The sequence below is a fragment of the Pseudomonas sp. KSR10 genome, assembly GCF_022355455.1.
GTDB classification, from domain to species: Bacteria; Pseudomonadota; Gammaproteobacteria; order Pseudomonadales; family Pseudomonadaceae; genus Stutzerimonas; species Stutzerimonas stutzeri_E.
Map to the genome: position 1 here is coordinate 181,548 of NZ_JAKOEN010000011.1, position 13,827 is coordinate 195,374.

Annotated in this window: 12 protein-coding genes; 11 read left to right on the forward strand and 1 reads right to left on the reverse strand. The window is 63.2% G+C overall.

The window, feature by feature from the left end; genetic code table 11:
• Window positions 1-190 precede the first annotated feature (190 nt).
• The 10 genes from glcD to MCB86_RS04735 all read left to right on the forward strand — a co-directional run bounded on the left by glcD (window position 191) and on the right by MCB86_RS04735 (window position 11,255).
• Window positions 191-1,690, forward strand: a complete 1,500-nt coding sequence (glcD, locus tag MCB86_RS04690) for a glycolate oxidase subunit GlcD (protein ID WP_045160355.1) — start codon at window positions 191-193, stop codon at window positions 1,688-1,690.
• Window positions 1,687-2,748, forward strand: a complete 1,062-nt coding sequence (gene glcE / locus MCB86_RS04695) for a glycolate oxidase subunit GlcE (protein WP_239610273.1) — start codon at window positions 1,687-1,689, stop codon at window positions 2,746-2,748. Before glcD ends, glcE begins: the two co-directional genes overlap by 4 nt.
• Window positions 2,749-2,932: 184 nt before the next feature.
• On the forward strand, window positions 2,933-4,150 hold the full coding sequence (glcF, locus tag MCB86_RS04700) for a glycolate oxidase subunit GlcF (protein ID WP_239610077.1): 1,218 nt from the start codon (window positions 2,933-2,935) through the stop codon (window positions 4,148-4,150).
• A 50-nt stretch (window positions 4,151-4,200) separates the two neighbouring features.
• A complete protein-coding gene (locus tag MCB86_RS04705; protein WP_239610079.1) occupies window positions 4,201-4,605 on the forward strand; it encodes a heme-binding protein in 405 nt (134 codons plus the stop codon).
• 18 nt (window positions 4,606-4,623) lie between these two features.
• Window positions 4,624-6,804 carry a malate synthase G gene (locus tag MCB86_RS04710; protein ID WP_239610081.1) on the forward strand — a complete coding sequence of 727 codons (2,181 nt, stop codon included), beginning with the start codon at window positions 4,624-4,626 and terminating at the stop codon, window positions 6,802-6,804.
• A gap of 223 nt (window positions 6,805-7,027) precedes the next feature.
• Complete coding sequence (locus tag MCB86_RS04715; protein WP_045160360.1) at window positions 7,028-8,737, forward strand: L-lactate permease; 1,710 nt, start codon at window positions 7,028-7,030, stop codon at window positions 8,735-8,737.
• A 202-nt stretch (window positions 8,738-8,939) separates the two neighbouring features.
• Window positions 8,940-9,107 (forward strand): rubredoxin, encoded by a 168-nt coding sequence (locus MCB86_RS04720; RefSeq protein ID WP_239610084.1) that lies wholly within the window; start codon window positions 8,940-8,942, stop codon window positions 9,105-9,107.
• 1 nt (window position 9,108) lies between these two features.
• A complete protein-coding gene (locus tag MCB86_RS04725; RefSeq protein WP_239610086.1) occupies window positions 9,109-10,311 on the forward strand; it encodes an FAD-dependent oxidoreductase in 1,203 nt (400 codons plus the stop codon).
• 147 nt (window positions 10,312-10,458) lie between these two features.
• Window positions 10,459-10,731: an HU family DNA-binding protein gene (locus MCB86_RS04730; protein WP_021207208.1), complete on the forward strand. Its 273-nt coding sequence runs from the start codon at window positions 10,459-10,461 to the stop codon at window positions 10,729-10,731.
• Between the two features lie 137 nt (window positions 10,732-10,868).
• Window positions 10,869-11,255, forward strand: a complete 387-nt coding sequence (locus tag MCB86_RS04735) for a helicase (protein WP_239610088.1) — start codon at window positions 10,869-10,871, stop codon at window positions 11,253-11,255.
• An 83-nt stretch (window positions 11,256-11,338) separates the two neighbouring features.
• Here the strand turns inward: MCB86_RS04735 and MCB86_RS04740 are convergent, their stop codons facing one another.
• On the reverse strand, window positions 11,339-12,244 hold the full coding sequence (locus tag MCB86_RS04740) for a LysR family transcriptional regulator (RefSeq protein ID WP_045160364.1): 906 nt from the start codon (window positions 12,242-12,244) through the stop codon (window positions 11,339-11,341).
• Window positions 12,245-12,430: 186 nt separating this feature from the next.
• Here MCB86_RS04740 and MCB86_RS04745 point away from each other — a divergent pair, with 186 nt between their 5' ends.
• Entirely contained in the window at window positions 12,431-13,612 is a 1,182-nt protein-coding gene (locus MCB86_RS04745) for an acyl-CoA dehydrogenase (RefSeq protein WP_239610089.1), read from the forward strand.
• The last annotated feature ends 215 nt before the right edge of the window (window positions 13,613-13,827 follow it).

Genomic DNA, 13,827 nt, shown 5'->3' on the forward strand with positions numbered 1-13,827 from the left:
AACAGACGTTCGTATTGTGTGGGGCCATAATATCAGGGCCATTCGGCTCGATCAGTTGAAAGCTTGTTGAAAGAAACTGGTAGGACCAGTGGTTTTCGAGATGGACGAAAAGGCGTAGTCGGGCTAATGATGCGTCAAACCACCGCAGCTGGCCGTGCTGACGGTGAACGAAAGAAGAGCCCCGATTGCCATGAATATCCTCTACGACGAACGCGTCGACGGTGAGCTGCCCAAGGTCGACAAGGCGGCGTTGCTCGCCGAGTTGCAGGCGCGGCTGCCGGACCTGGACATCCTCCACCGCGGCGAAGACCTCAAGCCCTACGAGTGTGATGGTCTGTCTGCCTACCGCACCACGCCGATGCTGGTGGTGTTGCCCGAGCGCATCGAACAGGTCGAAACCCTGCTGAAGATCGCTCACAAGCGCGCCGTGCCGGTGGTGGCGCGTGGCGCCGGGACCGGGCTGTCGGGCGGTGCGCTGCCGTTGGAACAAGGCATCCTGCTGGTCATGGCGCGCTTCAACAAGATTCTCGAAGTCGACCCGGCCGGTCGCTTCGCTCGTGTCCAGCCCGGCGTGCGCAACCTGGCAATCTCCCAGGCCGCGGCGCCCTATGATCTTTACTACGCGCCCGATCCTTCTTCACAGATCGCCTGTTCCATCGGCGGCAACGTCGCCGAGAACGCCGGCGGCGTGCACTGCCTGAAATACGGGCTGACGGTGCACAACCTGCTCAAGGTCGAGATCCTTACCGTCGAGGGCGAGCGCATGGTGCTGGGCTCCGATGCATTGGATTCGCCGGGCTTCGACCTGCTGGCACTGTTCACTGGCTCCGAAGGCATGCTCGGCATCGTCACCGAGGTCACGGTCAAGCTGTTACCCAAGCCCCAAGTAGCCAAGGTGCTGCTGGCGGCGTTCGACTCGGTGGAGAAAGCCGGGCGCGCCGTGGGCGACATCATTGCCGCCGGAATCATTCCCGGCGGGTTGGAGATGATGGACAACCTGTCGATCCGCGCGGCCGAGGACTTCATCCACGCCGGTTACCCGGTGGACGCCGAGGCGATCCTGCTCTGCGAACTGGACGGCGTCGAGGCTGACGTCCACGACGACTGCGCCCGTGTGGGCGAGGTGCTCAAGTTGGCCGGCGCCACGGAAGTGCGGCTGGCCAAGGACGAATCCGAGCGCGTCAAGTTCTGGGCCGGACGCAAGAATGCCTTCCCAGCGGTCGGGCGGATTTCGCCCGACTACTACTGCATGGACGGCACCATTCCGCGCCGCGAGCTGCCCGGCGTGCTCAAGGGCATCAGCGATCTGTCGGACGAATACGGCCTGCGCGTGGCCAACGTGTTCCACGCCGGCGACGGCAACATGCACCCGCTGATCCTCTTCGATGCCAACACCGAGGGCGAGCTCGAACGCGCCGAGGCGCTGGGTGGCAAGATTCTCGAACTGTGCGTGAAAGTCGGTGGCTCGATCACCGGTGAGCACGGCGTTGGGCGCGAGAAGATCAACCAGATGTGTTCGCAGTTCAATGCCGACGAACTGACGCTGTTCCATGCGGTGAAGGCTGCGTTCGATCCAAGTGGCTTGCTCAACCCCGGCAAGAACATTCCCACCCTGCACCGCTGCGCCGAATTTGGCGGCATGCATGTACATGGCGGGCAGTTGCCCTTCCCTGAGCTGGAGCGTTTCTGATGACGGTTTCCTTCGACGACAGCCAGCAGCTGCTCGACCAGGTCAATCAGGCGTTGGCCAGCAACACCCCGCTTCATATCCACGGCGGCGGCAGCAAGGCGTTTCTCGGCCGCGAGGTGCAGGGCACGCCGCTTGATACCCGCGCGCATCGCGGCATCGTGACCTACGACCCGACCGAACTGGTCATCAGCGTTCGCGCCGGCACGCCGCTGGCGGAACTGGAAGCTGCGCTCGACGAGGCCAACCAGATGCTGCCCTGCGAGCCGCCGCACCTGGGTGAAGGCGCCACCGTGGGCGGCATGATCGCGACCGGTCTGTCCGGCCCGCGGCGCCCATGGTCCGGCTCGGTACGCGACTTCGTGCTGGGCTCGCGGGTCATCACCGGCCATGGCAAGCACCTGCGTTTCGGTGGCGAGGTGATGAAGAACGTCGCCGGTTATGACTTGTCGCGGCTGATGGCCGGCAGCTTCGGCTGCCTCGGCGTACTCACCGAAGTCTCGTTGAAGGTGCTGCCCAAGCCGCGCCTGTGCCGCAGCCTGCGGGTCGAGATGCCGGTCGACCGCGCGTTGCTCAAGCTCGCCGAGTGGGGGCAGCAACCGGTGCCGATCACGGCGGCCAGCCATGACGGTCAGGCCCTTCACCTGCGCTTGGAAGGCGGTGAAGGCTCGGTCAACGCCGCCTGCGACCGTATCGGCGGCGAGGCGCTGGATGTCGGTTACTGGAATCAACTGCGCGAGCAACGCCTGGATTTCTTCGGTGATGCCCGTCCGCTCTGGCGTCTGTCGCTGCCTACCGATACCCCGGTGCTGGCGCTACCCGGCGAGCAGCTGATCGACTGGGCCGGCGCCCAGCGCTGGCTGAAATCCGATGCCGATGCGCAAACCATCCGCGCCATCGCCAGCGAAGTCGGCGGTCATGCCACCTGTTTCACCGCTGGCGCCACGGCGAGCCCGTTCCAGCCGCTGGCCGAACCCTTGCTGCGCTACCACCGCCAGCTCAAGGCCGCGTTGGACCCGCAGGGGATCTTCAACCCTGGCCGCATGTATTCCGAGGTCTAGGTCGTGCTCAGCGCGATTGGCCGCTGCGACGCTGCGCCAGAAGGCGCAAGACAAGGCGTGAGGAGAGAAGTTTGGTAACTCCAAATGAACGACGAACAACGATGGATTGCGCCTTCTGGAGCGCGTCCCAACGGGTTGGCGCGAAGCGTCAACGCAAAGAGTCATTCGCGTTGAGAACGACCTCATGCAAACCAATCTGAGCGAACAAGCCAAACTTCACCCGCGTGCCGAGGAAGCCGAGAGCATCCTGCGCTCCTGCGTGCACTGCGGCTTCTGCAACGCCACCTGCCCGACCTATCAACTGCTCGGCGACGAGCTGGATGGCCCGCGTGGGCGTATCTACCTGATGAAGCAGATGCTCGAGGGCGGCGAAGTCACCGAGGCCACCCAGACCCACCTGGACCGTTGTCTCACCTGCCGCAACTGCGAAACCACTTGCCCCTCCGGCGTGCAGTATCACAACCTGCTGGATATCGGTCGTGACTTCATGGAGCAGCAGGTGCCGCGCTCGGCTGGCGAACGTCTGCTGCGCACGGGCCTGCGCACGGTCATTCCGCGTCCAGGTCTGTTCAAGAGTCTGCTCAGCACCGGCAACATGCTGCGTCCGCTGATGCCGGCGACGCTCAAGGCGCACATGCCGCGCAAGGTCACCCCGGCGAAGCCACGGCCCCAGGTGCTGCACGCTCGCCGCGTCTTAATTCTGGAAGGTTGCGTACAGCCGAGCCTGTCGCCCAACACCAACGCCGCGACGGCACGGGTTCTAGATCGTCTCGGCATCAGTGTGACGACCGCGCGTGAAGCCGGCTGCTGCGGCGCGGTGGACTACCACCTCAATGCCCAGGAAGCAGGGCTCGACCGCGCACGACGCAACATCGACGCCTGGTGGCCAGCGATCGAAGGCGGCGCCGAAGCCATCGTCCAGACGGCCAGCGGTTGCGGTGCCTTCATCAAGGACTATGGTCATCTGTTGCGGAACGACCCGGCCTACGCGACCAAGGCCGCGCGGGTGAGTGCGCTGGCCAAGGATCTGGTCGAAGTGATGCGCAGTGCCGAACTAGAGCGGCTGAAGGTCGAGACTGACAAGCGCATGGCCTTTCATTGCCCTTGCACGTTGCAGCACGCACAGAAGCTCGGCGGCGCGGTCGAAGACGTGCTCACCCGGCTCGGCTTCCATCTCACGGCAGTACCGGATGCGCATCTGTGCTGCGGTTCTGCAGGCAGCTATTCGATCACCCAGCCGGAGATTTCTCATCAGCTGCGCGACAACAAGCTCAACGCGCTGGAAAGCGGCAAGCCGGAAGTGATCGTCACCGCCAACATCGGCTGCCAGACGCACCTCGACGGTGCTGGCCGGACGCCGGTGCGGCACTGGATCGAGATCGTCGAGGAGGCGATGCAGTAACCCCTAACCCCAATCGCGCCGTGACGCACATCGAATCGACAGGAGAGAACATGAAAACCAAAGCCATGCTGACCCAGACCGAAGTGACCGCCATCCTGGCCGCCGCGCGCAGCGAAGCGCAGAACAACGGCTGGGCCGTGACCATCGTGGTCGCTGATGACGGCGGCCATCCGCTGGCGCTGGAGCGTCTGGACGGCTGTGCGCCGATCGCCTCCTACATCGCCACCGAAAAAGCGCGTAGCGCCGCGGTGGGCCGTCGCGAAACCAAGGGCTACGAGGACATGGTCAACGGCGGCCGCAATGCGTTCCTGTCCGCCCCGGTGGTCTGCTCGCTGGAAGGCGGCGTGCCGGTGATCGTCGATGGACAGGTGATCGGTTCGGTCGGCGTTTCCGGCGTAACCGCTACCCAGGATGCCCAGGTCGCCAAGGCTGGCGTCGCCGCTGTCGCCAACTGATTCGGATAGGAGAACAACATGACCGAGCGTGTAACTCTGGGCCGTCTGCAAGTGGCGGCCAACCTGCAACGCTTTATTGAGGACGAGGTCCTGCCCGGCACTGGTGTCGAGGCCGCCGCTTTCTGGAAAGGTTTCGACGAGCTGGTGCATGACCTGGCGCCGAAGAACCGCGCCCTGCTCGCCGAGCGCGACCGTCTGCAGGTGGAACTGGATAACTGGCACCGCAGCAACCCCGGCCCGATCAGCGACATGCCGGCCTACCGCAGCTTCCTCGAGTCCATCGGCTACCTGCAGCCCGAACCGGGCGAAGTGAAGATCAGTACCAGCAACGTCGACAGCGAAATCGCCACCCAGGCCGGCCCGCAGCTGGTGGTGCCGATCGGCAACGCCCGCTATGCGCTGAATGCCGCCAACGCCCGCTGGGGCTCACTGTATGACGCGCTCTACGGCACCGATGCCATCAGCGAAGAGAACGGTGCGCAGAAGGGTCCGGGCTATAACGAAGTACGCGGCGCCAAGGTCATCGCCTTCGCGCGCAACTTCCTCGACCAGGCCGCCCCGCTGGCCGAGGGCAGCCACGCCGATTCGGTCAGCTACCGCGTGCAGGACGGCCAGCTCAAGGTCACCCTGGAAAACGGCAGCGTCACCGGCCTTAAGCAACCTGAAAAATTTGTCGGCTATCAGGGCGAGGCCGTGGAACCGACTGCGGTGCTGCTGAAGAACAACGGCCTGCACGTCGAAATCCAGATCGATCCGAACAGCCCCATCGGCCAGACCGATGCCGCCGGGGTGAAGGATCTGCTGCTCGAAGCGGCCGTCACCACCATCATGGATTGCGAAGACTCCACTGCCGCAGTCGACGCCGACGACAAGGTGCTGGTCTACCGCAACTGGCTGGGTCTGATGAAGGGCGATCTGGTCGAAGACCTGGAGAAGGGCGGTAAGCGCATCACTCGTCGCCTGAACGACGACCGTGAGTACACCGCTGCCGACGGCTCCAACCTGAAACTGCATGGCCGTTCGCTGCTATTTATCCGCAACGTCGGTCATCTGATGACCAACCCGGCGATCGTCGATGGCGAAGGTCACGAGATTCCCGAAGGCATCATGGACGGGGTGGTCACCAGCCTCATCGCCTTGCATGACCAGCAGCGCAAGGGCAACTCGCGCACCGGCTCGATGTACATCGTCAAGCCGAAGATGCATGGCCCGGCTGAGGTGGCCTTCACCGACGAACTGTTCGGCCGCGTCGAGGATCTCATCGGCCTGCCGCGCCACACCCTGAAGGTCGGCATCATGGACGAGGAGCGCCGGACCAGCGTCAACCTCAAGGCCTGCATTGGCGCCGCGAAGAACCGCGTGGCCTTCATCAACACCGGCTTCCTCGACCGTACCGGCGACGAGATGCACACCATCATGGAAGCCGGCGCCGTGCTGCGTAAGGGCGACATGAAGAGCACCGCCTGGATCCAGGCTTACGAGCGCAACAATGTGCTGGTTGGCCTGAACTGCGGCCTGCGTGGCAAGGCCCAGATCGGCAAGGGCATGTGGGCCATGCCGGACCTGATGGCCGCCATGCTGGAGCAGAAAATCGCCCATCCCAAGGCTGGTGCCAACACCGCCTGGGTACCGTCGCCGACCGGCGCCACGCTGCACGCGCTGCACTACCACCAGGTCGACGTACAGGCCGTTCAGGCCGAGCTGGAGAAGATCGACCTGGCGGGCGAGCGCGACAAGCTGACCAACGATCTGCTGACCATCCCGGTCGCGCCGGAGCGCAACTGGTCGGCCGATGAGATCCAGCAGGAGCTGGACAACAATTGCCAGGGCATCCTCGGCTACGTGGTCCGTTGGGTCGAACAGGGCGTCGGTTGCTCTAAAGTGCCGGACATCCACAACGTCGGCCTGATGGAGGACCGCGCCACGCTGCGTATCTCCAGCCAGCACCTGGCCAACTGGCTGCGCCACGGTGTGGTCGACGAGGCGCAGGTTCGCGAGACGTTGGAACGCATGGCCAAGGTGGTCGACCAGCAGAATGCAGGCGATCCGGCTTACCGCCCGATGGCTGCGGACTATGCGGGCTCGGCGGCCTTCCAGGCGGCTTGCGACCTGGTGTTCAAGGGGCGCGAGCAGCCGAGCGGCTACACAGAGCCGTTGCTGCACGCCTGGCGTCAGCGCTTCAAGCAGCAGGTCGGTTGAGCGGTATCAGCAGGACAGCCGGCAGTCAGCGTGAGCTGACCACCGGCGCGATTTGACGAGCCCCGGGCGCCTCTAGCGCTCGGGGCTTTCGAGCAAGTGGGGGCAGCTAACGTGACCCGTTAGTCAGTTCCTCGGACTGGAGTGAGCGGATCATTCCAGTCATGCGTGGGACCGGGTTTTCCCGGAAAGAAGTGGTTCACAACAAAAAACAAGGAACCCAACAATGAGTCAGACACTGCTGTCCATACTGGCCTTCGTGCCGCTGGTGCTGGCGGGGGTACTGCTGATCGGCTTTCGCTGGCCGGCCAAGTACGCAATGCCGCTGGTTTTCGTCCTCACTGCGTTGATCGGCCTACTGGCCTGGGACATGACCTTCAACCGGGTCCTGGCTTCCACGCTGCAAGGTCTCATCCTGACCGCCGCGATCCTCTGGATCATCTTTGGCGCCATCCTCCTCCTGAACACGCTCAAACATTCCGGGGGCATCGCCTCGATTCGCCGCGGCTTCGCCAACGTGAGCCCGGACAAGCGCGTCCAGGTGCTGATCGTGGCCTGGTTGTTTGGCTGCTTCATCGAAGGCGCTTCGGGCTTCGGTACGCCGGCTGCGGTGGCGGCTCCGCTGCTGGTCGCATTGGGCTTCCCGGCGCTGACGGCGGTGGTGCTCGGCATGATGGTACAATCCACACCGGTCTCATTCGGTGCGGTGGGTACGCCGATCCTGGTGGGTGTCGCCGGTGGTCTCGACCAGGCTACCCTCGGCGGTCAGCTGGCGACGGTGGGCAGTAGCTGGGAGGTGTTCTTCCATCTGATCTTCTCCCGTGTAGCCATCATCCATGCGCTGTGCGGCATCCTCATGCCGCTGATCATGATCTGCATCATGACGCGTTTCTTCGGCCGCAACCGCTCCTGGAGCGAAGGCCTGGCGATGGCGCCGTTCGCCATCTTCACCGGTCTGGCGTTCGTCATCCCGTACGCCGCGGCCGGTGTGTTCCTCGGCCCGGAATTCCCGTCGATGATCGGTGCGCTGGTGGGCCTGGCCATCGTGGTGCCAGCGGCGAAGGCGGGCTTCCTGCTGCCCAAGTCCAGCTGGGATTTCGCCCCGGCCAGTGAATGGCCGGTGGAGTGGATGGGCAAGATCGAGATGAAAATCGACGATGTCGCAGGACGCACACCGATTTCCGTCCCGATGGCCTGGGCGCCCTATCTGCTGCTGGCGATCTTCCTGGTGATGTCGCGGGTGTTCCCGCAACTGAAAGCTGCGCTGATGTCGGTCAGCTTCGGTTGGAAGGACATCCTCGGTGAAACCGGTGTGTCCGGCACCCTAGAGCCGCTGTACCTGCCGGGCGGGATTCTCTGCATGGTGGTACTGGTGACCTTCTTCCTGCATCGGATGAAGGCCGCCGAGCTGGGTGCCGCGATTTCCGAGTCGAGCAAGACGCTGCTGGGCGCAGGTTTCGTGCTGATCTTCACCATCCCGATGGTGCGCATCCTGATCAACTCGGGCGTCAACGGCTCGGACCTGGTCTCGATGCCCGTGGCCATGGCACAGCTGGTGGCCAACAGCGTGGGCAGCGTGTATCCGTTCTTCTCGCCTGCCGTCGGTGCATTGGGGGCGTTTATTGCCGGTTCCAACACGGTCTCCAATCTGATGCTCTCGCAGTTCCAGTACAACACCGCCAGCTTGCTGGGCATTTCCGGTGCGCTGATGGTGGCACTGCAGTCGGTGGGTGCCGCGGCGGGCAACATGATCGCCATTCACAACGTGGTGGCGGCTTCGGCCACAGTCGGTCTGCTCGGGCGCGAAGGCATCACGCTGCGCAAGACCATGCTGCCGACGCTGTATTACCTCGTGCTGGCCGGTAGCATTGGCCTGATCGGCTTCTACGTAATGGGTATCAGCGATCCGCTGGTGGGGGTTGCGACCGCCCGCTAAGCAGGCGGTGAACGACTACGCTTGGTCAGGCCGCGTTTTTGCAAGGCTTTGATCGGCGCAGGTGAACCCGAACGGGCGGCTCAGGCCGCCCGTTCTGTTTTGTCCTGGATCTTCTGCAGGTCTATCGTCGGGTGCAGGCGTTTGGCGGTCCGTCGCGTTCTGGTATAGCGTGCAGCGCAACCGAGACTGATCGAGGTGAACAATGAAAAAATGGCAATGCGTGGTGTGCGGATTCATCTATGACGAAGCCGAGGGCTGGCCGGACGATGGCATTGCCCCGGGAACCCCCTGGGAAGATGTGCCGGAAGACTGGCTCTGCCCCGACTGCGGCGTCGGCAAGATGGATTTCGAAATGATCGTGATTGGCTGATATGAACGACTCGAACCATAAAGGCGCGCCGCTGGTAATCATCGGCACCGGCCTGGCGGGCTACAACCTGGCCCGGGAATTCCGCAAACTCGACAGCGAGACGTCGCTGTTGCTGATCACCGCTGATGACGGCCGCTCCTACTCCAAGCCGATGCTCTCTACCGGCTTCGCCATGAACAAGGATGCCGATGCTCTCGGCATGACGGTCGCCGGCCCGATGGCGATTCAGCTCAATGCCGAAATCCGCACCCATACCCGGGTCACGCGTCTCGATCCGGCGAACCGGCGGGTCTGGATCGACAACGAGCCCGTGCCTTACCGCGATCTGGTCATCGCCTGGGGTGCGCAGACAGTGAACGTGCCGGTTGCCGGCGATGCGCAAGATGCAATCTTCCCGATCAACGATCTGCTCGACTACGGCCGTTTCCGCGAGGCGGCCCATGGCAAGCGGCGCGTGCTGATCCTCGGCGTCGGGCTGATTGGCTGCGAATTCGCCAACGACTTGTTGCAAGGCGGCTATGAGGTCGAACTGGTGGCGCCTTGCGAGCAGATCATGCCTTCGCTGCTACCAGTCGAGCCGGCGGCGGCGGTGCAGCGTGGGTTGGAATCGCTGGGCGCGCGCTTTCATCTGGGGCCGGTGCTGAAACGTCTCGAACGACAGGGCGAGGTCCTGCAGGCGCAGCTGTCGGACGGCCAGCGAATCGAATGCGATCTGGTGGTCAGTGCCGTAGGCCTGCGTCCTCGCACCGAGCTGGCCGAGGCAGCCGGCTTGCAGGTCAATCGTGGGATCGAGGTCGATCGCCTGTTGCAGACGTCGGTCGAGCACGTCTATGCACTGGGCGACTGCGCCGAGGTCGAAGGGCTCAATCTGCTCTACGTGATGCCATTGATGAGCGGTGTGCGTGCGCTGGCCAAAACCCTGGCCGGCCAGCCTACGCCGGTCACCTACGGGCCCATGCCGATCACGGTGAAAACCCCGGTTTGTCCGTTGGTGGTATCGCCACCCGCCGCGGGCAGCGAGGGCCGCTGGAGCGTGGAAGGTGAGGGCAACGATCTGAAAGCATTGTGCCGCGCCGCCGACGGCCGGCTGTTGGGCTATGCGCTAACCGGAACGGCCGTGCGAGAGCGGCTGGCGTTGAATAAACAGCTGCCGCCGGTGTTGGCGGAACTGCCTCAAGTTCTGTCGCTAAAGTCTCCAGAATGATCCGGTAAAGCGCTGGCGGGGGCTGGCGCGAGTGCTAGCAGCGTGCCATGCTCCCTGTGGCGCTGCCGCAGTGTAGAGCTGTTGTAGTGCGTCGGAACGCTGTTCGGAGAACAGCGAACAAAAACAATAAAGTCTTAGAGGCTACCCATGCGCAAACCGGAACTCGCAGCCGCCATCGCCGATAAGGCCGATCTCACCAAGGATCAGGCCAACCGTGTACTCAACGCCGTACTGGATGAAATCACCAACGCGCTCAACCGCAAGGACAGCGTGACTTTGGTCGGTTTCGGCACCTTCATTCAGCGTCACCGAGGTGCTCGTACGGGCAAGAACCCACAGACCGGAGAGCCCGTAACCATCAAGGCCAGCAACACCGTGGCTTTCAAGCCGGGAAAGATGCTGAAAGACGCGATCAACTGACGCCGCGTCACCCGGGGCCGACCAGGCTCCGGGTCAGCCTGACTGCATAGTCCCCTCCAGACCCGTCTGTTCTGCTGCTTCCGCCATTCAGACCAGCCGTTACAATGCCGCTTTTTCGTCAACGGTCGGCTAACTTCATGAAATTTCGCTTTCTTCTCTGGATGCTTGGTCGCCTGATGGCCAAGGCCAGCCGCAACAACACCGAATTTCAGAAACAACTCGGCGACAAGGACCTGACCTTCCAGCTTCACACCCTGGACGGCAAGGTGGCTCGCCACTACAAGGTCACGAATCAGCGCGTTACCAGCCACGGCGGCCCCGCAACCGAACCGGCCTTCGCAATCGGCTTCAAGGACAGCGCTTACGGCTTCGCCACCATGAACGCGAAGAACAAGCAGCTGGCCTTTATGCAGGGCATTCAGAACAAGGACATCCAGATCCAGGGCAACCCCGCGCTGGTGATGTGGTTCCAGGGCCTGACCAAGTACCTCAAGCCGCGGAAGAAGAAGCCGGAAGCGGCGTGATTATCCGGCTTTGCCTGCCCGGCGAGGCGGCGAAGAGCATCAGCTCAAGTGATCGGTGAAGCGCCTCTGTCGGTCGGTGGCGACTATTGCTGCTGCGCCATCCAGGCTTGCGCTTCGTCCAGCAGCCAGTCGCGAAAGGCATTCATGGCCGCCGACTCCACCCGCCGTTCGGGAATCATCAGGTGATAAGCCTGATCCTCGCGGCGATAAGCGTGCGGATGCGCGATCACCAGGCGCCCCTCAGCCAGTTCGCGCTGGATCAAAAACGCTGGGATCAGCGCCACGCCCATGCGGTGTTCGGCAGCCTGGGCCAGCATCGAAAACAGTTCCAGGCGTGGGCCGGTCATGTCGCGCGCGATCTTCATCCCCAGCGAGTCGAACCACTGCCGCCAGGCGTAGGGGCGAGTTGTCTGCTGCAGCAAGGGCATTTCAGCAAGAGCCTGGGCACTCAGCTGGCCGGTTTCGCCCAGTAACACCGGACTGCAGACGGGCAGCGAATGCTCCGGCATCAGCGGATGGGCGACGGTCCCGGACCATTCGCCGTCGCCGAAGTAGATCGCCGCGTCGAATTCCGTGTCGGCGAACAAGAAGGGGCGGGTGCGGTTGGTCAGGTTGACGGTGATTTCCGGATGCAGCGTCTGGAACTGCTGCAATCGCGGCAGCAGCCACTGGGTGCCGAACGTCGGTACCAGCGCCAGTTCGATGGTTTGAGCGCCCTGTTGTCCCATCACAGATAGGGTGTCGCGCTCTACCGCGTCCAGTTGCGTGGCGACCCGCCGTGCATAGGACTGGCCGGCCTCGGTCAGTTTCACGCCACGGCGCGAGCGGCGGAACAGCTCCAGCCCGAGAAATTCTTCCAGCCCACCGATCTGACGGCAGATCGCGCTCTGGGTCAGCGCCAGCTCTTCGGCGGCACGGGTGAAGCTCTGATGGCGCGCTGCGGCTTCGAAGGCGACCAGCGCGGCGGTACTGGGAATCTTACGGCGCATTATGCGGCTACCTCACTAATGAATGGGCATTAAGGCCGTTCAGCATACCTTTGGAGTGACTAAATCGCACAGGTCATTGCGAATTACTCGTTTGCCGCCAGGCGCTGCAGCTTCTAGGATCAGCTCATTCCGAATGCTGCATCGGGCACTGCGCCCGGTTCACCGTCTACGACAAGAGGACCACTCATGGCCGGCAAAGCAAGCTTCAACTGGATCGACCCGCTGCTGCTTGATCAGCAGCTCACCGATGAAGAGCGCATGGTGCGTGACAGTGCCCAGCAGTTCGCCGCCGACAAGCTGGCGCCGCGGGTGCTTGAAGCGTTCCGCCATGAGCGCACCGATGCGGCAATCTTCCGTGAGATGGGCGACACCGGCCTGCTTGGCGCGACCATTCCCGAAGCCTATGGCGGCAGCGGCCTGAACTACGTCTGCTACGGCCTGATCGCGCGTGAGGTGGAGCGCATCGACTCCGGCTATCGCTCGATGATGAGCGTGCAATCCTCGCTGGTGATGGTGCCAATCAATGAGTTCGGCAATGAGGCAACCAAGCAGAAGTACCTTCCCAAACTGGCCAGCGGCGAATACATCGGCTGCTTCGGCCTGACCGAGCCGAACCACGGTTCCGACCCGGGCTCGATGGTCACCCGCGCGAAGAAGGTCGACGGCGGCTATCGCCTGTCCGGCGCCAAGATGTGGATCACCAACAGCCCGATCGCCGATGTCTTCGTGGTCTGGGCCAAGGATGACGAGGGCGCGATTCGCGGCTTTGTACTGGAGAAGGGTTGGGAAGGACTGTCTGCCCCGGCGATCCACGGCAAGGTCGGCCTGCGTGCGTCGATCACCGGTGAGATCGTAATGGACAATGTGTTCTGCCCGGAAGAGAACGCTTTCCCTGATGTGCGCGGCTTGCGTGGTCCGTTCACCTGCCTGGATTCAGCCCGTTACGGCATCAGCTGGGGCGCGCTGGGCGCCGCCGAATTCTGCTGGCATACGGCACGTCAGTACACATTGGACCGTCAGCAGTTTGGCCGCCCGCTGGCTGCCAATCAGCTGATCCAGAAGAAGCTGGCCGACATGCAGACCGAGATTACCCTGGCCCTGCAAGGCTGCCTGCGCCTCGGCCGGATGAAGGATGAAGGCACCGCGGCGGTGGAGATCACCTCGATCATGAAGCGCAACAGCTGCGGCAAGGCGCTGGACGTGGCGCGCCTGGCCCGCGACATGCTGGGCGGTAACGGTATCAGCGACGAGTTCGGTGTGGCGCGGCATCTGGTCAATCTCGAGGTGGTCAACACCTACGAAGGGACCCACGACGTGCACGCGCTGATTCTCGGTCGCGCGCAGACCGGTATCCAAGCGTTTTACTGAGCCGTGGCCGTAGGGTGGAGGACGCTCTTTTCATCCACCTTCCGCTCCGCCAATAGCCCCAACTCCGATTGGTGGATGGGTGAAGCGTCATCCACCCTACGTAGTCGACCGGTCTGGTAGGCGCGAGCAAGCTCGCTCCTACACGAAACCCAACGCCCGTAGGCGGTAACCGTTTGGGTTTGCCGCTTTAGCGCTTCGTCCATCTCAACCGCCTT

Excerpts from the sequence above, each read along its gene's own strand:
- glcD (WP_045160355.1), top strand. The coding sequence starts at position 191 with ATGAATATCCTCTACGACGAACGCGTCGACGGTGAGCTGCCCAAGGTC.
- glcF (WP_239610077.1), top strand. The coding sequence starts at position 2,933 with ATGCAAACCAATCTGAGCGAACAAGCCAAACTTCACCCGCGTGCCGAG.
- MCB86_RS04705 (WP_239610079.1), top strand. The coding sequence starts at position 4,201 with ATGAAAACCAAAGCCATGCTGACCCAGACCGAAGTGACCGCCATCCTG.
- MCB86_RS04710 (WP_239610081.1), top strand. The coding sequence starts at position 4,624 with ATGACCGAGCGTGTAACTCTGGGCCGTCTGCAAGTGGCGGCCAACCTG.
- MCB86_RS04715 (WP_045160360.1), top strand. The coding sequence starts at position 7,028 with ATGAGTCAGACACTGCTGTCCATACTGGCCTTCGTGCCGCTGGTGCTG.
- MCB86_RS04720 (WP_239610084.1), top strand. The coding sequence starts at position 8,940 with ATGAAAAAATGGCAATGCGTGGTGTGCGGATTCATCTATGACGAAGCC.
- MCB86_RS04725 (WP_239610086.1), top strand. The coding sequence starts at position 9,109 with ATGAACGACTCGAACCATAAAGGCGCGCCGCTGGTAATCATCGGCACC.
- MCB86_RS04730 (WP_021207208.1), top strand. The coding sequence starts at position 10,459 with ATGCGCAAACCGGAACTCGCAGCCGCCATCGCCGATAAGGCCGATCTC.
- MCB86_RS04735 (WP_239610088.1), top strand. The coding sequence starts at position 10,869 with ATGAAATTTCGCTTTCTTCTCTGGATGCTTGGTCGCCTGATGGCCAAG.
- MCB86_RS04740 (WP_045160364.1), bottom strand. The coding sequence starts at position 12,244 with ATGCGCCGTAAGATTCCCAGTACCGCCGCGCTGGTCGCCTTCGAAGCC.
- MCB86_RS04745 (WP_239610089.1), top strand. The coding sequence starts at position 12,431 with ATGGCCGGCAAAGCAAGCTTCAACTGGATCGACCCGCTGCTGCTTGAT.